Here is an 18,763-nt window from a genome sequence, read left to right as displayed (position 1 = left end):
ATCGTTATCACCGCTTTAAATTGCGTATTCCTGAAGGCGTTCATTGGAACCATATCACAGGGTTTAATGTGGATTTATGTCCTTTAGGCAGAGGGTAATGGCAAAAGTCTTTTTGACCACGTCTTGGGGTATGGAGCGTATAGCGCCTTATCTTGAAGAAATCATTGCATCTTTTAGAGAGTATGTAGAGCGTTTCAAACATGAAATTACGTTGCAAGGACTCATTGAATCTATTGGCAGTGGTAAGAAACAGTTATGGCTTGTTTTGGATGATGAAGAGCGCTTTTTAGCGGCAGTCACGACCCAGATACAACAGACAATTTTAGGAAAGAAGCGCGCTCTGATTTGTGAATGTAGTGGCAAGGGTGTTCTTGATTTGGTTAACAATTTGCAAGTTGTAGAGGATTGGGCGCGTGAGAATGGTGCTTCTGAAATGGAGATCTTGGGTCGTTTGGGTTGGAAACGTGCATTGGACAAGCAAGGTTACAGCATAGATATGCTTTATTACAGGAAGGAATTGTGAAATGGGGAGCAAGACACCAACAACGACAGAACAGAAGCAGGTACAAACAAGCGCCCCTCCCACTTGGATGCAGAATGTCTTTAAGCGAGGTGGTGCAGATGCGTATCAAATGTATGATACAGGGATTGGGGGTAATGTGTATGGGGGACCGCGTGTTGATTTATAATGATAATCTAGCGTTATTCATATTGAATTAAAGATCCGAACAACGTAGGATTCTCTCATTTCAAATCTGTTTATGTTGCATCAATAAAAATCACTTATTTGCACGTCACAAGCGGGGCTGGTGTGTGGATAAAATTTGTATAAGAAAGGAGTAAAAATGGCTCTTATGAACCGTCTTAATGCAAGATCTGTCGCAACATTGGGGGCTGGCAAATATAATGATGGCGCCGGCTTGCTTCTTCACAAGCGTAAAGATGGCGGTGCTCAATGGCTTTATCGTTATACCATTCATGGTCGGCGCCGCGAAATGGGCTTGGGTGCATTAAGATATGTTTCTTTAAAAAAAGCGCGTGAATTGGCAAACCAATGGCGTTCTGTTTTGCATGAGGGGCGTGATCCTATTAAAGAACGCAATAAACAAAAGCGTGAAGCAATGCGTAATCTTCATTATTTAAAAGATATTGCTTTGGATACTTTTGAAAGTCGTAAAGCTGAATTAAAAGGGGATGGTAAAAATGGAAACTGGTTTTCACCCTTAAAACTTCATATTCTCCCTAAATTAGGCTGTCTACCCGTTTCAGAGATTACACAAACAGAGATACGCAATGTTCTTGCCCCTATCTGGCATACAAAAACTGGAACTGCTTATAGAGCTCTTAATCGTCTTAATCTTTGTCTCAAACATGCGGCTGCATTAGGTTTGGATGTTGATTTACAAGCTGTAGAAAAAGCACGCGCGCTCTTAGGCAAACAACGTCATAAGGTTATTAATAGACCAGCCATGGATTGGAGAGATGTGCCGGCTTTTTATAAAACACTTTGTCAAAAAATAACTATGACACAACTGGCTTCGCGTTTGCTTATTCTGACAGGCGTTTTACGTCATATTCATAAGGATCAAGTTGATGGGGATATATGGACTATTCCTGCTGAAAATATGAAAGGAAAGCGTGATGCTACAACAGAATTTCGTGTGCCCTTATCAACAGAGGCATTAGACATTTTAAAACAAGCGCGCTCGCTTTCTCGCAACGATTTCTTTTTCTCTGTAAGAAGTCGGGGGCCTCTTAATGATACGTGTATGTCAAAGTATATGAGAGACAATAACCTTGAAGCCTGCCCCCATGGATTTCGCTCTAGTTTATGCAATTGGCTTGCTGAAACAACCGATGCCCCCTATGAGGTTGCTGAAACCATTCTAGCTCATACGGTCGGGGGGCAAGTAGAGCGTGCCTATCGTCGTACTGACTGTCTAGAACAGCGCCGTGTCTATATGGATAAATGGGCGGCTTATGTTACTGGTCAATCTTAAGATATGGGGTGAATAACCCCATGATCTGTGGATAACTTTCTCTCTCTTCTCTCTCATTCTTTCTCAATAAGAGTCATAAATTATCACATCACAAATTATATGATAAAATATTGTTTTATATAAATAAAATACATTCAAAAATGAACCAAAATGTGGTTAATAAATAGTTATATTTTGTTTCCATTTTTTATTATGAAAGGATTTTAATATGACAGAAAATGATATTCTTTTAACAGACCGTGAAAGTGCAAAATTACTTCATATGAGTGTCTCAACTTTCCGCCGTCATGTTACCAATGGCTCTCTCCCAAAATCCTTAAAATTTGGTTTTTTATCCCGTTGGTTACAATCGGATCTTTTGAATGTCATCGAACAAGCAAAACAGCAACGTCAAAGTGACGCGGCATAAAAAAAACTTGTCACGTAAGGACGGACAAGGCTTTCTCAAACTCATCAACCTAGAGATAGCATAATCCGTCCTATGACGCAACGTTATAGGATTAAAAATGATGTGTTCTTTTAAGAATGCGCGGGGTATTACTCGTGCCTTGCGTGGAGTTTGGCATGGGCGTTATGGAACAGCCCGTTGCCCCGCTCATGATGATAGGCTGCCTAGCTTATCCCTTACCAATGGACATGATGGGCGTTTATTGCTCTATTGTTATGCTGGCTGCTCTTTTAGAGAGATCATACAAGCGCTTATTAGAATTGGGTTGCTTGGAAAACAAGCTTATAATCATACGCTCTCTTTCTCAAAACAGTTTTGAGCTGATCTCAAACAAGCAAAACAGAAAGCAGAGAGAGCAAAAGCAATTTGGCAACAAAGCCAACCAATCAAAAATACTTTAGCAGAAACCTATTTACGCATGCGTGGGATCACATGTGATTTGCCTGCTGATTTACGTTTTCATAGCAAATGTCCACACCCTTTAGGAATGTCACTGCCCGCGTTGATTGCTCTTGTTAAGGGGGTTGGTTCCTTTGCCATTCATAGAACCTTTTTAAAAGACAATGGCTGCAAAACAGATCAAAAACCAGCCAAAGCCATGTTGGGTTCTATCACGGGTGGTGGGGTGCAATTAAGTCAAGCCAATCTAAAACATCTGGTCATTTGTGAGGGCATTGAAACCGGTCTGGCTCTGCTGTCTGGGTTGTTATCAGAGCCCGTGAATTTATGAGGTAAACCCTTTGTTGGTACGATAATATCTTTGAAGGTTTTAAGGATAACAAAAGATTACAATGACTTCATTGTTTGATGCTGTTGTTTTTAACGAAAAGGTGCCATTCATAACGTATGGTAGATCGACCGCCTTGAGAACTATTTTCACTTGCTATTTGACGAATATGATTGGAGCGACATAAGAGCTCTAAAGCTTGCTTCACAGCTTCTTTGTCTTTTAAACATTTCTCACGTTTATAAACATCCCTTGCCGTAAAAACATCGGGCAAATGATCACAACGCTCGACAATCAATTTTGCACGCTCTGCTGTTACTGTATCCCCCCGCCGCATAAAGTCTTTTGACATGGCTTAACAGATATTTTTCCCAACGCAAGACTTACTATGGTCTTAGGCATTTTTAAAAGATGCGCTTGTAAGCTTTCAGAAAGGTTATTCTCTTTGGCTTCTTTAAAAATCTTTTGCATCCATTCACGAAAGATCTCTTGAGCATCAGCAGAAAAACGCATCACAAGAGGGTGTTCAGGAGAACCAAGGGGTTTATATCATAATGAGAACGTATTAAGCTAAGAGGAGATGCCAAATTCTCAAAGGAGAAGTGCAATGCACCTTTACGAGTTTTTTGGACTTCATGATTTTTTATACAACATTATGCCCCCCAAGATTATGTGCCCTTAAGCAGCTACAGTCGTTGATACAATATCCTCAGCAAGCATTTGTTCATCTTGCACATATATTTTTAGTATTTTTAATAATTTTTTTTTGGAAGATTTCTTGGTACGGCACGCGATACATCAGTGCTAACGTTCTCTTAAAAAACACTCAGATAATTAATCAGCTTCAAAAAACAACCTTACCAATGAAGTACTAGCTAGAGGGTTGCATGCACAACGCAATAATGGCACACTGCTTCCCACAAGCGTGCTTCACATATTGCACGCATAGCCTGTACAGAGTCTACCGCTCCTAAATACTCAAACGTAAAAACGTAATGCTACTGGATCGTATAGTGACCGCAGTTGCACCCTTAAACACCGGTTCCTCCCCATATCATAATGCTTGACAAAAGCATCATGCCATCATAGCAACGGCTTTGCGTAGGGGTTCCACAACATAGTTCTATAAATTGTTGACGGCATTGCCAAGCTAACAGTTTTCTTGCCCACCTACGCCAATGAGACCATCACTATCCTCTTTTTGAATCGTAAAACAAAATGATTTCCCATGAGCGATAAACTATCTGCTCAAAGTCCAGCTAGCTCAAACTCATAGCATTCTAAACCTTTAAGCTCGCTCTTCCCCCAAGGGGGCATAGTCAGATATATCACTTCCCTCTCCTATTCACGCGCTGGGATAAAAAAATCTGAAACTACGAGGCAACGCTGCATTTGTATGCAGCGTTGTTGTTAGGAATAAGCTTCTATTGAGATAGTTCTAATGGGAAGCACCCACAGCTAATGGTATAGGGATTAATTTGGATTCTTTCGAAATGCTATATATAAATTTAATGTGCCGCCCCACAACACACCACCAGTAAACCCACTTAAAAGACCAAAAAGAAGGTTAAAATCAAATGCATATTTCAAATCAGGTACAACCTTGAGAAAAACAATCAATGTGAATTTGATGACAAAAGCGATAAGAATAAATGTCAGCGTCAACGGCGTACCAGGCAGAATAATGAAATCCGTTCCCTCTTTGATTTTTAAACGCGCAGTAGCACGCCAGAGCAACCAGCCAACGCCAAAGCCGATCATCAGCCCTGCCAACATTGCGATTGCTCCCCAGCGTGGGAAAGCCAGCTGGTTAATCACATCGCTTGCGCCCAAAAAAAGAAAGACTAATGGCAAGAGAAAAAGGCGGTAAACCTTCGTTTCCCTATCTTTCAATGCGATTATTCCCCTCGCAATGAGAAAAATAAGCAAAATCCAAGCCCATAAAGGGGTTCCGGTCAGAATGTTAAACAATGACATATTATGCTCCATGATGTTTGATGCGATAAAAATATTGCATGATGTTAGGAAGATATTTAGAAAAAAGAATACCAGTACAAATTAAACCCATAGTGATTAACCAAATCTGGGAGGTCCATGTAAAAAAAGCCACTAGAAGACCATTGGCAAAAAAGATGATTACCCAAATACGTGTAATATATTTATTGATGAGATAAAATAGGATATGTTTGCGTTTTTCTTCAGAAACACCAGCACTGGCATAAAAAATGGTAAAGGGTTTCTTTACCAGCAAGCTAATCAATGAAACCAGAGCAAGTGACAGATAGCAAAAAACTGTGGGGTAGTTCAGTAAAAGTGTAGACCATCCAGCGAAATAATTAACAAACAGGACAATAAATGTCAGAATGTTAGTAATCATCACGGGTTCTCCCTGTCGGATACTTTTAATATTCCTATGAAGAATATAAACAGAACTAAGAAAATGAGAAATGAAGTTTTTTTGATTGAATGGAAAAAAAAACCAGCAGGGATATCTCATTTGACAGTTTTTCCCTTCAAAAAAGCTATATAAACGAGAGATTTTCATTTAACCATTACTTTTAAAGATGTGTGAATAAACTAATGTAAAAAGCTTTGTTATAAGTATTTTATTGAGTTAGAAATCTATACCAATAGCTTTGGCTTTCATCTTTTCGTAGAGCTTGCGCATAATCGTCATATTTTCTTTACGCACATCAATAATTGATTTTTCAATTGACGTTAAACGAGATTTATCTAAGTTTCCTAACCTTGCATAATGGGATGCTATTGCTTGACGTGCTTCATCGTAAGGCAATCCGCCTTTACGATTTTTGGGTAAACTATGAACTTCATTTACTGTCTTATATTGCGCAGGATTACTAACAAGGATTATGTGCTTCTTAATAATATCTATTTCCATTAATGCTGTTTTAAGACTACTAATCATAGCCTTACTATTGGCATATCTTAGCAGATCGTTTTCTACAAGACTACGCTCCGTATCAATAAGTAATGACAAACCACCGCTTTTCTCAATGTTACGAAGATAACTACACAAATCATTGCGCACATCATGTAGTTTCTTGGTCATCAATGCTTCATCAAGACTTTTTACATAGTTATTTTCGCGAACAAAAATACGTTCTAACTCCTCAAATTCTTTAAAAATGATGACCTCCTATGATAACATCTTTATCTAACCAATCGGGACCATATTCTTTATCAGCATCTTTAGTAGAAAATCCCATATCACGAATAAATTGTGCTCCATGCCGCTTTTTAAGAAACAGAAGTGTATGTGCTGGAGGTTCAGTCATTGCTAACCATTCCCACGCCGCTTTGCTATCGTTAGCACGGTCTGCTGCTTCTGATTCAGCAGTATAAATGCAGTTTTGATCTAACCCGCCTGCTCGTAACTCCTCACGTTCAGCATCCGTCATATAACTTTTGGGTAATTTCTTTTGCATAGGAAATTCCTTTCTGTAATCTGTCTTGAAATATTAATCTAATGGTTAAATCTGATCAATCAAATTTCCTATGAATTTTTCAATTTGTTGTTTGGAAATGAAAATAAGATATCTGTTTTTATCTTTGATCATTTTGATTTTTTGTATCAAAGAAACTTATCGTTTTTTCTGATACTTATACACTTAATTGATGGTCTTTATTGAACGTGACACAATTTTACGCATATTTACGAGTTTCTCCTGATGACAAGACACAGAAAATTAAAAACTTGGTTTGTTAGAATATGCTAACAAAAATGCTTTTGCTTCACTCCATATTGAATATAAACTATAAATAGAAGGAAAGCTTAGTGCTTTAATCGAAAGAACAGAGCAGGGGATTGTTATTGACACCTGAGTTTTTTGTATAACCGATTTTCTCTTGATGTTTTAGAAATTCTTAAAGATGTTAGTGAGCATAATTTATAAAGTACGCCAATTTATTAAGGGATAACAACCTATCATCATGAGCAAGACAACGGGCCATTTTAAACGCCCATACCCCCCCGGCACAGCACGTGTAATGCCCTACGCATTCTTAAAAGAACACATCATTTTAAATTCTATAACGTTGCGTCATAGGACGGATTATGCTATCTCTAGGTTGATGAGTTTGAGAAAGCCTTGTCCGTTCTTACGTGACAAGGTTTTTTTTTATGCCGCGTCACTTTGACGTTGCTGTTTTGCTTGTTCGATGACATTCAAAAGATCCGATTGTAACCAACGGGATAAAAAACCAAATTTTAAGGATTTTGGGAGAGAGCCATTGGTTACATGACGGCGGAATGTTGAGACACTCATATGAAGCAATTTTGCATTTTCACGGTCTGTTAAAAGAATATCATTTTCTGTCATACTAAAATCCTTTCTATCAAAAAATGGTAACACATCATAACCATTTATTAACCACATTTTGGTTCATTTTTGAAGGTATTTTATTTATAGAAAACAATATTTTATTATACAATTTCTGATGTGATAATTTATGACTCTTATTGAGAAAGAATGAGAGAGAAGAGAGCTAAAGTTATCCACAGATAATGGGGTTATGCACCCCATATTTAAGATTGACCTGTAACATAAGCCGCCCATTTATCCATATAAACACGGCGCTGTTCTAGATAGTCAGTACGACGATAGGCACGCTCTACTTGCTCTCCGACCGTATGACTTAAAATGGTTTCAGCGACCTCATAGGGAGCATCGGTTGTTTCGGCAAGCCAATTGCGTAAACTAGAGCGAAAGCCATGGGGGCAGGCTTCAAGGTTATTGTCTCTCATATACTTTGACATAACCATAGGTGAAATAGGAGCCCGACTAGAAAAAGAAAAGATGAAATTACTTTTAGAGATACAACGGGCTTGTTCTATCACTTTCATTGCCTCTGATGATAAGGGAACGCGAAATTTTGTTGTAGCATCGCGCTTTCCTTTCATATTTTCAGCAGGTATGATCCATATATCTCCATCAATCTGATCTTCTTTCCAATCCATTGCAGGTAAGTTTTTGATTTTATGGCGTTGTTTGCCTAAGAGAGCGCGTGCTTTTTCTACTGCTTGTAAATCAACATCTAAACCCAAAGCAGCCGCATGTTTGAGACAAAGATTGAGACGAATGAGAGCTCTACGCGCTGTAACAGCTTTTGTATGCCAGATAGGGGCAATAGTGTTGCGTATCTCAGTTTGTGTAATCTCAGAAACCGGCAGACAACCTAATTTAGGGAGAATATGAAGGCGTAAAGGTAAAAACCAATCTCCATCTTTACCATCATTCTTGAGTTCAGCTTTACGACTTTCAAAAGCATCCACGGCAATATCTTTTAAATAATGGAGATTGCTTATTGCTTCACGCTTTTGTTTATTGCGTTCTTTAATGGGGTCACGACCCTCACGTAAAACCGAACGCCACCCAGTTGCCAATTCACGGGCTTGTTTTAAAGAGACATCTCGCAACGCTCCCAAGCCCATTTCACGACGACGTCCGTGAAGGGTATACCGTAAAATCCATTGAGCACCTCCATCTTTACGTTTGTGAAGAAGCAAGCCGGCACCATCATTATATTTGCCAGCCCCCAATGTTGCGACAGATCTTGCATTAAGACGGTTCATAAGAGCCATTTTTACTCCTTTCTTATACAAATTTTATCCACACACCAGCCCCGCTTGTGACGTGCAAATAAGTGATTTTTATTGATGCAACATAAACAGATTTGAAATGAGAGAATCTTACGTTATTCGGGACTCTAATTCAATATGAATAACGCTAGATTATCATTATAAATCAATATCTTGTTACCAGATGAAAGTGCTCCAAGCGCAATTCAAAAGGTGGTTTGCAGAATAAGAACATGTGATAGACTGTCTGTCTTATCTGTAAAAATCTATCTAAAGGCAAATATGCTGACAGAGCTGGTTTATGGCTTATCAAAACTACACCAGATCAAGGATGATGGGTTTTTAGGTTTGACCTCAATAAAAGACGATGAGAAATGGGATTAGGCTCTTGTCGCAATGTATCTTTAAAAGAAGCACTGTTCAAAGCTTTAGCTTGTCGTGATCTTTTAGATCAAAGAATTGATCCAATTCGGCGAAAAAAAAATTTGCGTCGGGCAGGTGGGTATTTCTTTACGAGAAATTGCCTCTAGTACTTTTGAAGCGAAAAAAACGAATTGAAAAATGAAGGAAAAGCAGCAAGCTGGTTAACACCTCTTGAGTTACATGTTTTTCTTAAACTTGGTGATACGCTAATCATGGAACTGACGCAAATTGATATAAAAGGATGCATTTCTCCCATTTGGAAGACAAAAAACGAAACAGCAAGTAAAGCTCTATCCCGCTTGAATATAGCTATAAAACATGCGGCGGCACTTGGTATAGATGTGGATATGCAATTGATACCAAAAGCAAAAGCTTTATTAGGAAAGTTTATTCAAAATACCCAAAATATTCCAGCAATGCTATGGAAAGAAATGTCTAAGTTTTTTCAATCTTAAAATGATGAGCTTGTATCACATCTAGCCTTAAAAATTCTTATTTTGACGGTTTTTTGTTTTATGCCAATCAGGCATATTCAATCAGAGGAGATTTATGGACCAATATGGATTATCCCAAAAGAAAATATGAAGAGAATTGTTGGAAAGGTTTCTGATTTTCATGTCCCGCTTACAGCTGAGGTGCTTGTTATTATTGAAAAAGCAAAAAAATGGTTTTTTATTTGTTGAGAGTTTTGGAAAGCCTATATCTGATGTAGCACTTTCTAAATTTATGAAAGACAAAGGTTTTAATTATAGACTTCATGGTTTCAGATCGATTCTGCGGGACTGTATAGCAGAGACAACGTCAACACCATTTGAAGTTGCAGAATCTATTCTTGCGTATTCAGTTGGGAATTCTGTGACAAAGGCTTACATGCGGACGGATTTTTTAGAATAGCGCCGTGTCCTCTCAGAACAATGGGCGTCTTTTATATCTGGAGGGGCTTGATAATTGTTATGTCTATTGTCGCGTCAGATGTCTAAGAAACACTTAAGCGATTAGCGGATAGATTACGATATAATCTCTCTTTCCTTGCTTTAAAAGCGGGGAGGGGGTAAAGCTTTCAGTTTTTGGTTAGCCACTGTTTTATAATGTGCAAAGATATTGTCTATCGCATCCATAAGGCGTACAAAATCAAGGATAAGCAAAAAGAGGATGAATGCTATCCACTTCATCAAACGAGCATCATTTTCACACTTTGATAGGTGATGATCATTTATTGAAGCATTTCTTTTTCTGCTTCTGTAAGTTCTGTATCGTCTTGTGTTTTTTTCTAGCCATGTTTCCACCCACACACACGTTCACCATGCTTGTTATGCTTTAAGATCTCTCTTGCTAAATTGGAACTGATGACGTCAACATCTTGCCTCTCTAAATAAATAGGTAACCAACCAACACAAGAAGAAGCATATTTATGGGTCACGCAACCAGTCAGAGAGAGCAGCACGCACATCAGCTTCACTTTTTTGTTAACTTCACTTTCCACCTCAAGACGGGTTGTGGCTGCTTTTAAAGCTTTTTCTGTTTGCTTTTGTTGTTCTGTTTTTTTCCCAAGAGTAAAGGCTCTTGCTAAGGCAATAAAAAAAGCGGCTAAAGCCGCGCCTGTTAGCATCAGATTTCTTTTCATCCATAAGATCATAGACGATGCTCCTGAAAGCGTTTATCAACAAAGAAAATACCAGCACCTGCGGCTAAAACCATGATAGTGGCGAGCGCCCATTGCACTGGACCATTGCCTGCTAATAAGCCTCCAAGCCCAGAAAAAGAACCAACGACTGGTGCAAGGGCTTCTGCTTTGAAAACACCCGTTAGTGCTTGCGTTTCTACTGTTTGATAATTGGAGGAAACATAAGCCCCTTTTGCCCATAAGCTTGTTTCTGCCGCGCGCTGGTGTGCGAGACCTTCAAGACGCTTACCGCCTGCTTTGGTCCATTTCTGTAATTCGGTTGGGATTGCTTCATAATCGCCATTATTGAGTTTTTTAATAGGGTCGAATTGCAAAAAGCTGTTGTTCCTACATTATAGCAAAAGGAGACTAATGCCGCGAATTGTTCATCGGTTAAAGAAACTTGAACGGCTTGTTCAACGGCATTTTCAAATTGTCTTAAGTCTTGGCAAAGAAGTTCTTCAGCTTGTTTTTCAGTGATTGCCATGCCTTTGTGAACAAAAGGTTTTCCAGCATTGTTTGTATGTCCATAACCAATGGTCCACACCCCAATGGCGTCTTTATAGGCATTGAGACGTAACCCTTCCCATTGTTTAATCAGTGCTAGCCCTTCTGGTGATATTGTTCTCATGTATTGCTCCTATAAAAAAAGCCCCACAAAAGGTGGGGCAGATTGATAGATTAAAATTGTAATTATTGCGTTTTATTAAAAGTAGTGTTTCATGTAACTTTTTTCTATGTTATACGTTACATGAAACATAATGGAGATTTTGTTATGGCTACAATGCACGTCAATGAACGCGTTCAAAAACATCGCAACGCACAAAGAAAAGCAGGTTTGCGCTTAATGCAAATTTGGGTACCAGATACTCGCCAACCGAACTTTGCAGAAGAGTGTCGACGCCAATGTCGCTTAGTCGCAAAAATGGATAAAGCAGATACATCTATGCAGTTGTTAATGGATCAATCTTTAATGGATGTTGATGGCTGGACAGAATGATGCGTGGATCTCTCGTCACAATAGCTATGCAAGGCGATTTTGGTAAACCAAGACCTGCGTTAATCATTCAAGCTAATCAATTCAGTGAGCATACAAGTGTAACGGTTTTACCCATTACTAGCACACTTGTTGATGCGCCATTACTCCGCATTACGATTCAGCCAAACGCTAAAAATGGTTTGCAAAAACCTTCGCAAGTCATGATTGATAAGATTATGACGGTAAGATGTGAAAAAGTTAGTCCAGCTTTCGGCTCCATTCATGCAGATAAAATGGTAGAAATTGAACGCTGTTTGGCTGTATTTTTAGGAATAGTAAAATAAAAATTGGATTTCTTTTTTCGGATAGGAATATGCTTTTTGTAAAATTTCTTCAATTAGTAAAGGAAATGAAACATGGAAATTACTAAATTTGATGTAAGTGAATATTTCAAGACACCTGAAGATTTTAAGATCTTATTAGATGATGCTTTAGAAACCAAAAATAGTGGCTATATTGCATATGTATTAGGTATTATTGCGCATAAACAAGGAATGACAACTGTTTCTCAAGAGACAGGACTAAATCGCGAGTCTCTTTATCGTTCTTTAAGCGATAAAGGTGATCCACGGCTTTCTACTTTTCTTAGTGTTTTGAGTGCTTTAGATTTGCAAATGAGTTTAACACCTATTCAAAAGAATTGTAAGGAGCAGAAAGCTTTAGAAGAAGCATCTTAATCATTTCTTTCTTGACAAATATTCGTTTATAAACGAATATACATTATGTTTGAAATACGTCACTACTTTACTTCTGATGGCAAAGACTTGATAGCTGATTGGCTGCGAAAGCTCCGTGATGTGCAGGCTAAAACTGCAATTATTCGCCGCCTTAATCGCTTAGAGCAGGAAAACTTTGGCGATTTCAAGCCGCTTCGTGAGGGTGTTCATGAATTGCGTATTAATGTTGGTCCTGGCTACCGAGTTTATTATGTCCAATTTGGAAAGACCGTATTGTTGCTATTATGCGGTGGCAGCAAAAAAACATAAGAGACTGATATCACTCGTGCATGTGCTTGCTGGCGTGATTGGCAAAACCGTGAAGATTAAAGGAGTGCAAAAATGAAAGACCGTAACCATGATGATGCAATGGCAGAAATATTCCGTGATGACCCTGAGTTGGCAGCAGCTACCCTTGATGCAATCCTAGCAGATGGTGATCAAGGTGAGCTACTTGTAACTCTACGCCAAATGGCCAAAGCTTATGGTAGTGTTCAAGCTGTAGCTAAAGCAGCCAACTTGAATCCAACACAACTTTACCGTACACTTTCAGAAAAAGGTAATCCAGAGTTCCGCAGCTTGAATGCTTTACTGCGTACCATGGGGTTTCGTTTGGCTGTACAGCCTCTTGAACGACCAGTTCCACACGTGTAGCTTTAGTGTTCACTCCCCACCTTTAAAGATGGGGAAGGGGGGTACTTAAGCAACCTTTTTAATGGGAGGCTCCAAATTTGGTTCATAAGTTCGCAACAAAGAATCCATACGATGTGGAAGTTCTGAAGCTCCAAAATCTGTCAAAATTGCCAAGATTTTTGTAATATTGGGCACGTCATCTTGAAGCTTTAAAACCAGAGCATCTACGACCGATTCCATAACCTCAACTATAGCATTGCAGTCTTCATCTCCAATGCCTCGATGGTTAGAAAGCTTAAACAATGCCATCCACAAATCGCATAAGAAGCCGACACTGCTATTCATTGTACATCTCCATGGATTTGTTCTCTTAAACATGCCAATCCTCTGGATGTGATTTTCGTTGAAGGGAGTACCTTTTCTGTACCATCCGGTCTTTGAATGGTGATCGCAGGGCAGTTCATAAAGCCTTTCTTGATTTTATCCTGATAAGGTAACAGAGGCGCCCCTGGAGCCCGACGATAGACCCAATCATGTTTACGCAAGTAATCGGTTAAATCCTTTGGTCGTACTTCAAGCATCTTTGCTGCTTCAATAAGACCGAACAAACCATTAGAGCGTTTTAAACCATCTAAAGCTTCTGCTTTTGGAGCCAATTCGGCAATAACATGATCTTTCTGCTCAATTTGACTTTGTAAGTGATTCAAAACACCAAGTAATGCTTCGGGTTTGGAATAATCAACTTGTGGAGCGGCTATCTGTGGTGTTGCTACTTGTTTTAACCGTCTTTCACATTCGATAAAGTATAAACGAGCTTCTCTACCTTTCTTATTATTCTCAAGCATCGAAAGTTCTTTAGCTACACTTAAGATCAGGTGATAGTCTTTACGATTGTGACCACCCCTACCTTTGCTCCCCAAAATCGGGGAGCAAACAAAATCTTGGTTTTCTAATAAATTATATTTATTGATACGGTCAGTAATCCAAGTAGAGAAATCTTTTCCTATTTCCAAAAATGCATGTAACTCACGTGCATTTACCGTCTGAACGGTATCGCCATCAATTGTAGCTTTGTGTATGTCGATTAAATATTGTGCCATGATTTGGCTCCTATGTGCTTAAAGGTTTTTGATTGACACTCTATGAAGAGTGCCGGGTGCTCAAAAACACGGCACATAGCCCGTCGTTATGCCTTTCCCAAAGGGTATTGTATAGCATAACTACACCCGACAAATCTATTATATGCGAGTAACATATAATGAGTCAAAGCTTTTAATTGGCGGTGAAAAGACTGTTTCGGCAATCTATCCGCTATGTGTTTAAGGCGTTTTTGATGTACCTGATTATTCATATTGTCGCCACAATGTCAAGTTGCTTTCGAGATTTTTTTGCATTTTTGCTAATTGATGTCTTCCTCATCCATATGGATAACGCCTTCGCCTTCATCACATGCGTTAGGTGGGGCGTTTGGGTCAAGGGTATCATCTTTGTCTGGTGTGGTGTTTGCAACGTTTCCAGCTGTGTTTTCTTGGGTTTCATCAAAAAGCTCGCAATCTATTTTTGTAGTGTAACCACCCGTTTTATCAAGTTTGTGCTTAACACTTTTGATGCGCCATTCTGCTGGAATATAGGGGCGGAAAGGGGGCTCTTGAACAAGCTTTGCTTCTGCTTGTACAAAGGGATCACCACCAATATCACATGAGAAAGAAGATTTGCCGCGTGATGATTTATTGCGATAAGCAGCAATGGCTGCAACAGCTTCTGATTGATTGTGGTAGGTATATTTGAGTTCATGAAACGGTGCTTTACCAACTTTGACTTCTTTTTTTTCACCAGTGCGAATATCATGATAGGTTGCGAGAACACCGCCTTTCTTCTCTTTGTCTTCTTCTTTTTTCTCAGATTCTTTTTCTGCTTTTTCCGATTCAGATGATGATGGTGCTGCTTGATCACTGTCATCCATATGGATAAAGTTTTCATCATCATCAATCTCTTCTGGTTCTCGTGCATCAGCAGCGGCTTTTTGGTCGTCTCCCACATCTGTTTCTAAGCCATTTGCTGCACCTGCTTCATCCCGTGCGCTGTATTTAAAATCCCAAGAGGTACAATGTTTCTCATGGATAACAATAACGGGGAGTGTTTCACCAGTGATGGCTTTGCCTTCGCCCCGTTTAGCCAAAACAAGCTTGCCATCAACGGGTTTTGCTACCGCATCATAGTCTTCTGCAAGGCGTGTGGCAAAAGCCATATCGCTTTCAGCTGTTTGATCAATGTGACGCACAACAATTTTAGCAAGAGAAGGATCAACTTTTGGTGTATAGCCATTGCGCTCTGCTATCTCTTGAACAATACTGCCAAGGGTTTGCTGGTGATAGGATTGGCTTTTGGGTGTTCTATAAGACGTGTTCATTGATGCGGCGCGCCCTGTCACGCTTAAGCTTTGGGGTGGGCTGCTTACAGAGATTTCATCAATTAGATAGGCTCCCATATCGCGGTTTTTGCCGCCTTCATAGCCAAGTGTTACGGAAATGATTGTTCCGATGAGAGGAATATCGAGAAAGCCGTTATCACTGTCACGTGCGCGGTCATCAAGCTCTATGGTAATGCGGTTACTTTTGTCTTCTGCTTCATCGGTAATTTCAATCGACAAAACATAGTCCATGAGAGTTCTTGTGATGTCCTCTCCATTTGCCAGAACCATGCAAAAAGGTTTCATGATTGACTGCCCCAAATTCTAATCACCGGTGTGGCTTTAGGATAGGGGAGGGTTGGCAAAACTATGGTGATTCCTGCTTTTAAGATAGGTCCATGGTCTGCAAGACCAAAATTTGCTGCATAAACGCGTTCAACAGCAAGAGCTTGTTGACCTTTGGCATAGTATTTCCAGCAAATGGCATCCACCATATCGCCATCTTTGGTCATATAAAGGTCACTCATAGGTCTTCACCATATTCTCTCAACTTTATCGTAAATTCTTGTTTTTTGGGGGTGCCGTTATGATGAAAAACACTTTGCTTTTCCTCTACAGAAAGAATGACAAACTTACCTAAGATTTTGCCTTGACCAGTCACAAGAATGTGAGGTCCCATATGCGCTATTTGCCGTAAATATTCGAGCTGTCTGTGACCACCTTTGAAATCTGGATAAATCACACCAGTTAAAGAAAATTCCGCATTTGCAAGGGCAGGCAATTGAAGCGCTGCTTTGCGCCCCAATCGCCCTTGCTCGACCCATGGAATGCCATAAGACATGTCAAGGGTTTGATAGGCAGCCGTTTCAATGGAAAAGATAAAACCACCCAAAGCTAACATCATGATGTTTAATCCGAAAGGCTAGAGGCTATAGCCAAGCGTTGCTGTTTGGCATAGCGTTCAAGGGCTTGATTGACTGCGTCTCTGATTTCGTCCTTTAAACCATTGGGGACGGAAATATTTAAATTTGAAATCATCACACGGGCATCTACTTCAACGGGCTTATGAACGGTAATGGGCTTGGGAGTTTTGAAGGCGCCCACTTTTGTATTTGTAGTCTGCATTTGTCCTGTTTCGACTACGCTTGTATTAAAGCCACTCTTGCGTTTTTCAGGTGGAGTATTTGTGACCACTGCTGTATCCAGCATTCTTTTTGCTCGTGTTTTAGTTTCATCAGTAAAGGTTTTAATGGTCTGCGTTGAAGTTTTGTCTATTGAGACATTAAAGCCTAACTTTTCTTTCACCCAGTTTGGCATCCAACTGGTTAATTTACCCATCATGCCGCTGAGCCATTCAGACAGAGCATTCCATTTGCTTTTGATGCCGTCCCAAAGCCCATTAATAAGATTGGAGCCTACTTCCATTAAATCGACACCAAACAGCCATTCAATGAGTTCATTGATTTTTGTCGCAATCCAAGAGAGTGGTGAAAAGTTTTTAAAGAGCGTCAAGAGGTTATTGAAAACGTTACTACATAAGCTCGCAAAAGAATTCCATAGCTTGCTTATAAAGCTTATGACTGTGTCCCAATTTTTGTAGAGCAGATATCCGGCAGCAACAAGAGCTGCAATGCCGCCAATAATCCAGCCAATAGGTGTGGTCATGATAGCAACACCAAGCGATATAAAAGCAGAACCAACGGCGATTATTGCTGGGATAAGTGACGCTACAAGAGATACCGCAAGACCAGCAACTGCAGAAGCTGCCGGTACCATTGCTGCAATGAATGCCCCAGTAAGAACTGCTCCAACCGCGGCTAAAGATGCTGCTACCCAACCATTGAGTTTGTCCCAATATTGATAGAGGACAAAGAGCGCTGCAATGCCACCCATTAACCAACCGATAGGTGTCGTCATAATTGTGATACCAAGGCTAACAAACGCTGTTCCTACGGCTGCTAATGCGGCAATGAGTGGACCAAAAATGAAGGAACCAAGAGCTACAAGCCCCACCTTAAAGAGGGTTATTTCACCAATCAATGGCTCTAGCCATTGGAACCAGCCTTTAATCCTCTCTGTGAGATCACTGATGCTTTTTCTTAAATCAGAGGTAGGATTAAGCAGATCATTAAGGACTTTTTTTAAGGTCTTTGCCCAACTCGCAACGGTTGTTTGAATGAGATCACGGTTTTCATCAATCAACTTTGAAAAACCGTCAATCATATCATTAATCACGGGCATGAAACGGGCGCCAATAAAGCTCGCGATACCGCCTATTTTTTTCTTAAAAGCACCAAGCTTATCACTCAAATCTGCTGCATAGCGTGCAACATCGGCACCTATGAGCCATTTTCCTTTTCGCGCCTTTGCAAACAGTTCTTTAATGGGTGCCATGCCTTGTGCAAGCATGGTCGCCATTTCCTTACCATCGCCCCCAAACAGCAGAGCGGCAATATGCTGTCTTTGTGCTTGATTTTTCATCTTACTCATCTTGTCGGTAATTTCTTCTAACAAGACAGAAGTGGATTTGAGTTTTCCAGAAGTGTTTTTGACAGAAATGCCAAGTGCTTCAAAGCCCATCATGCCTCTTTTTTGTCCAGCATAGGCTTGTGCTGAACGTCTATTTAAAACCGCTAAGGATTGTTGAAAAAGTTCGGCAGAAGTGCCTGAATTATCGGCTGCATCACCCCATAATTGAAGTGATGCAACACTCATATTTAAATGGTGTGATGCGTGATAAAGACTATCTCCCAGATGCATGGTTTTCATGGTGAGGGCGGCTACACTTGCCACAAGACCACCACCAGCAAGCCCTAAGACACCGGTAAAGACCGAAGCACGGCTTGCCGCCACTCCAAGAGCACTTTGAACGCCATGAAGGCTTTTTGTCATGTTTTTGACAGCAGAAGAAAAGCGCGGAATACCCAAACTATGTGAGAGTGTTTTTGACAATGTATCGAATTTTTTTTGTACACGTTTAAGAGGCGCGGTGAGTTTGTCTTCAAGAGACAATTTTACCTTTGCATCAGCAACTTTTTCACTCATTTTGTCTTATACCTTTCTGCTGCTTGTTTTCGCCAGAATATGAGTTCTTGCGGTTCCATT

26 protein-coding genes and 4 pseudogenes are annotated in these 18,763 nt (G+C 39.9%); 13 read left to right on the top strand and 17 right to left on the bottom strand.

Going from position 1 to position 18,763, the window contains the following annotated elements:
* Positions 1 to 97 precede the first annotated feature (97 nt).
* The 5 genes and pseudogenes from ACFILZ_RS07515 to ACFILZ_RS07495 all read left to right on the top strand — a co-directional run.
* Positions 98 to 523: a hypothetical protein gene (locus ACFILZ_RS07515; protein WP_375610691.1), complete on the top strand. Its 426-nt coding sequence runs from the start codon at positions 98 to 100 to the stop codon at positions 521 to 523.
* A gap of 1 nt (position 524) precedes the next feature.
* Complete coding sequence (locus tag ACFILZ_RS07510; RefSeq protein WP_375610749.1) at positions 525 to 689, top strand: hypothetical protein; 165 nt, start codon at positions 525 to 527, stop codon at positions 687 to 689.
* Positions 690 to 845: 156 nt separating this feature from the next.
* Positions 846 to 2,000, top strand: a complete 1,155-nt coding sequence (locus tag ACFILZ_RS07505) for a tyrosine-type recombinase/integrase (RefSeq protein WP_375610692.1) — start codon at positions 846 to 848, stop codon at positions 1,998 to 2,000.
* A gap of 208 nt (positions 2,001 to 2,208) precedes the next feature.
* Positions 2,209 to 2,409, top strand: a complete 201-nt coding sequence (locus ACFILZ_RS07500) for a helix-turn-helix transcriptional regulator (protein ID WP_375607611.1) — start codon at positions 2,209 to 2,211, stop codon at positions 2,407 to 2,409.
* A gap of 97 nt (positions 2,410 to 2,506) precedes the next feature.
* Positions 2,507 to 3,175, top strand: a pseudogene (locus tag ACFILZ_RS07495) (virulence-associated protein E); the annotation flags it as partial.
* Positions 3,176 to 3,245: 70 nt separating this feature from the next.
* On the opposite strand, the pseudogene ACFILZ_RS07490 reads toward ACFILZ_RS07495, so the two are convergent.
* The 7 genes and pseudogenes from ACFILZ_RS07490 to ACFILZ_RS07460 form a co-directional block, all read right to left on the bottom strand.
* A pseudogene (locus ACFILZ_RS07490) lies at positions 3,246 to 3,721 on the bottom strand (hypothetical protein); the annotation flags it as partial.
* Between the two features lie 927 nt (positions 3,722 to 4,648).
* The gene (locus ACFILZ_RS07485; RefSeq protein ID WP_074380593.1) at positions 4,649 to 5,152 is read right to left on the bottom strand and encodes a DUF6622 family protein; all 504 of its coding nucleotides are present in this window, start codon (positions 5,150 to 5,152) and stop codon (positions 4,649 to 4,651) included.
* A 1-nt stretch (position 5,153) separates the two neighbouring features.
* On the bottom strand, positions 5,154 to 5,552 hold the full coding sequence (locus ACFILZ_RS07480) for a hypothetical protein (RefSeq protein ID WP_375610693.1): 399 nt from the start codon (positions 5,550 to 5,552) through the stop codon (positions 5,154 to 5,156).
* Positions 5,553 to 5,789: 237 nt separating this feature from the next.
* The gene (locus ACFILZ_RS07475; protein WP_375610694.1) at positions 5,790 to 6,245 is read right to left on the bottom strand and encodes a hypothetical protein; all 456 of its coding nucleotides are present in this window, start codon (positions 6,243 to 6,245) and stop codon (positions 5,790 to 5,792) included.
* A gap of 70 nt (positions 6,246 to 6,315) precedes the next feature.
* Positions 6,316 to 6,621: a hypothetical protein gene (locus ACFILZ_RS07470; RefSeq protein ID WP_375610695.1), complete on the bottom strand. Its 306-nt coding sequence runs from the start codon at positions 6,619 to 6,621 to the stop codon at positions 6,316 to 6,318.
* Positions 6,622 to 7,314: 693 nt separating this feature from the next.
* Positions 7,315 to 7,515, bottom strand: coding sequence for a helix-turn-helix transcriptional regulator (locus ACFILZ_RS07465; protein WP_375610696.1), 201 nt, complete (start codon positions 7,513 to 7,515; stop codon positions 7,315 to 7,317).
* Positions 7,516 to 7,721: 206 nt separating this feature from the next.
* Positions 7,722 to 8,777: a tyrosine-type recombinase/integrase gene (locus ACFILZ_RS07460; protein ID WP_375610697.1), complete on the bottom strand. Its 1,056-nt coding sequence runs from the start codon at positions 8,775 to 8,777 to the stop codon at positions 7,722 to 7,724.
* Positions 8,778 to 9,148: 371 nt separating this feature from the next.
* On the opposite strand from ACFILZ_RS07460, the gene ACFILZ_RS07455 reads away from it, so the two are divergent.
* The 3 genes from ACFILZ_RS07455 to ACFILZ_RS07445 all read left to right on the top strand — a co-directional run bounded on the left by ACFILZ_RS07455 (position 9,149) and on the right by ACFILZ_RS07445 (position 10,091).
* Positions 9,149 to 9,304 (top strand): hypothetical protein, encoded by a 156-nt coding sequence (locus tag ACFILZ_RS07455; protein ID WP_375610698.1) that lies wholly within the window; start codon positions 9,149 to 9,151, stop codon positions 9,302 to 9,304.
* Positions 9,305 to 9,328: 24 nt separating this feature from the next.
* The gene (locus ACFILZ_RS07450) at positions 9,329 to 9,652 is read left to right on the top strand and encodes a phage integrase central domain-containing protein (protein ID WP_375610699.1); all 324 of its coding nucleotides are present in this window, start codon (positions 9,329 to 9,331) and stop codon (positions 9,650 to 9,652) included.
* 193 nt (positions 9,653 to 9,845) lie between these two features.
* Positions 9,846 to 10,091 (top strand): hypothetical protein, encoded by a 246-nt coding sequence (locus ACFILZ_RS07445; RefSeq protein WP_375610700.1) that lies wholly within the window; start codon positions 9,846 to 9,848, stop codon positions 10,089 to 10,091.
* Positions 10,092 to 10,231: 140 nt separating this feature from the next.
* On the opposite strand, the gene ACFILZ_RS07440 is transcribed toward ACFILZ_RS07445, so the two are convergent.
* The 3 genes and pseudogenes from ACFILZ_RS07440 to ACFILZ_RS07430 form a co-directional block, all read right to left on the bottom strand.
* Positions 10,232 to 10,369 carry a hypothetical protein gene (locus ACFILZ_RS07440; protein WP_375682361.1) on the bottom strand — a complete coding sequence of 46 codons (138 nt, stop codon included), beginning with the start codon at positions 10,367 to 10,369 and terminating at the stop codon, positions 10,232 to 10,234.
* A 237-nt stretch (positions 10,370 to 10,606) separates the two neighbouring features.
* A pseudogene (locus ACFILZ_RS07435) lies at positions 10,607 to 10,833 on the bottom strand (hypothetical protein).
* Positions 10,830 to 11,491: pseudogene (locus ACFILZ_RS07430) on the bottom strand (lysozyme). Before ACFILZ_RS07430 ends, ACFILZ_RS07435 begins: the two co-directional pseudogenes overlap by 4 nt.
* A 144-nt stretch (positions 11,492 to 11,635) precedes the next feature.
* Between ACFILZ_RS07430 and ACFILZ_RS07425 the strand changes: the two are divergent.
* The 5 genes from ACFILZ_RS07425 to ACFILZ_RS07405 all read left to right on the top strand — a co-directional run bounded on the left by ACFILZ_RS07425 (position 11,636) and on the right by ACFILZ_RS07405 (position 13,269).
* On the top strand, positions 11,636 to 11,860 hold the full coding sequence (locus ACFILZ_RS07425; RefSeq protein ID WP_375610701.1) for an antitoxin MazE family protein: 225 nt from the start codon (positions 11,636 to 11,638) through the stop codon (positions 11,858 to 11,860).
* Positions 11,860 to 12,183 carry a type II toxin-antitoxin system PemK/MazF family toxin gene (locus tag ACFILZ_RS07420; RefSeq protein ID WP_375609602.1) on the top strand — a complete coding sequence of 108 codons (324 nt, stop codon included), beginning with the start codon at positions 11,860 to 11,862 and terminating at the stop codon, positions 12,181 to 12,183. Before ACFILZ_RS07425 ends, ACFILZ_RS07420 begins: the two co-directional genes overlap by 1 nt.
* A gap of 72 nt (positions 12,184 to 12,255) precedes the next feature.
* Positions 12,256 to 12,576, top strand: a complete 321-nt coding sequence (locus ACFILZ_RS07415) for an addiction module antidote protein (RefSeq protein ID WP_375610702.1) — start codon at positions 12,256 to 12,258, stop codon at positions 12,574 to 12,576.
* Positions 12,577 to 12,621: 45 nt separating this feature from the next.
* A complete protein-coding gene (locus tag ACFILZ_RS07410) occupies positions 12,622 to 12,885 on the top strand; it encodes a type II toxin-antitoxin system RelE/ParE family toxin (RefSeq protein ID WP_375610703.1) in 264 nt (87 codons plus the stop codon).
* Between the two features lie 72 nt (positions 12,886 to 12,957).
* Positions 12,958 to 13,269, top strand: a complete 312-nt coding sequence (locus tag ACFILZ_RS07405) for a DNA-binding protein (protein WP_375610704.1) — start codon at positions 12,958 to 12,960, stop codon at positions 13,267 to 13,269.
* 45 nt (positions 13,270 to 13,314) lie between these two features.
* Here the strand turns inward: ACFILZ_RS07405 and ACFILZ_RS07400 are convergent, their stop codons facing one another.
* From ACFILZ_RS07400 to ACFILZ_RS07370, 7 genes are all read right to left on the bottom strand, one after another.
* Positions 13,315 to 13,593, bottom strand: a complete 279-nt coding sequence (locus ACFILZ_RS07400) for a hypothetical protein (protein WP_375610705.1) — start codon at positions 13,591 to 13,593, stop codon at positions 13,315 to 13,317.
* Positions 13,590 to 14,348 carry an antA/AntB antirepressor family protein gene (locus ACFILZ_RS07395; RefSeq protein WP_375610706.1) on the bottom strand — a complete coding sequence of 253 codons (759 nt, stop codon included), beginning with the start codon at positions 14,346 to 14,348 and terminating at the stop codon, positions 13,590 to 13,592. Before ACFILZ_RS07395 ends, ACFILZ_RS07400 begins: the two co-directional genes overlap by 4 nt.
* Positions 14,349 to 14,647: 299 nt before the next feature.
* On the bottom strand, positions 14,648 to 15,964 hold the full coding sequence (locus ACFILZ_RS07390; protein ID WP_375610707.1) for a contractile injection system protein, VgrG/Pvc8 family: 1,317 nt from the start codon (positions 15,962 to 15,964) through the stop codon (positions 14,648 to 14,650).
* Positions 15,961 to 16,185 carry a tail protein X gene (locus ACFILZ_RS07385; RefSeq protein ID WP_375610708.1) on the bottom strand — a complete coding sequence of 75 codons (225 nt, stop codon included), beginning with the start codon at positions 16,183 to 16,185 and terminating at the stop codon, positions 15,961 to 15,963. Before ACFILZ_RS07385 ends, ACFILZ_RS07390 begins: the two co-directional genes overlap by 4 nt.
* On the bottom strand, positions 16,182 to 16,562 hold the full coding sequence (locus tag ACFILZ_RS07380; RefSeq protein WP_375610709.1) for a phage tail protein: 381 nt from the start codon (positions 16,560 to 16,562) through the stop codon (positions 16,182 to 16,184). The genes ACFILZ_RS07385 and ACFILZ_RS07380 overlap by 4 nt, the downstream gene beginning before the upstream one ends.
* A 5-nt stretch (positions 16,563 to 16,567) precedes the next feature.
* Positions 16,568 to 18,703 carry a phage tail tape measure protein gene (locus ACFILZ_RS07375; protein ID WP_375610710.1) on the bottom strand — a complete coding sequence of 712 codons (2,136 nt, stop codon included), beginning with the start codon at positions 18,701 to 18,703 and terminating at the stop codon, positions 16,568 to 16,570.
* Complete coding sequence (locus ACFILZ_RS07370) at positions 18,700 to 18,762, bottom strand: hypothetical protein (protein WP_234924827.1); 63 nt, start codon at positions 18,760 to 18,762, stop codon at positions 18,700 to 18,702. Before ACFILZ_RS07370 ends, ACFILZ_RS07375 begins: the two co-directional genes overlap by 4 nt.
* Position 18,763: the final 1 nt, after the last annotated feature.

The sequence above is a fragment of the Bartonella sp. AP40SXNS genome (genome assembly GCF_042195825.1).
GTDB lineage: Bacteria > Pseudomonadota > Alphaproteobacteria > Rhizobiales > Rhizobiaceae > Bartonella.
Note: the sequence above shows the minus strand (reverse complement) of the source record. Positions and strands in the feature narration are given on the sequence as shown.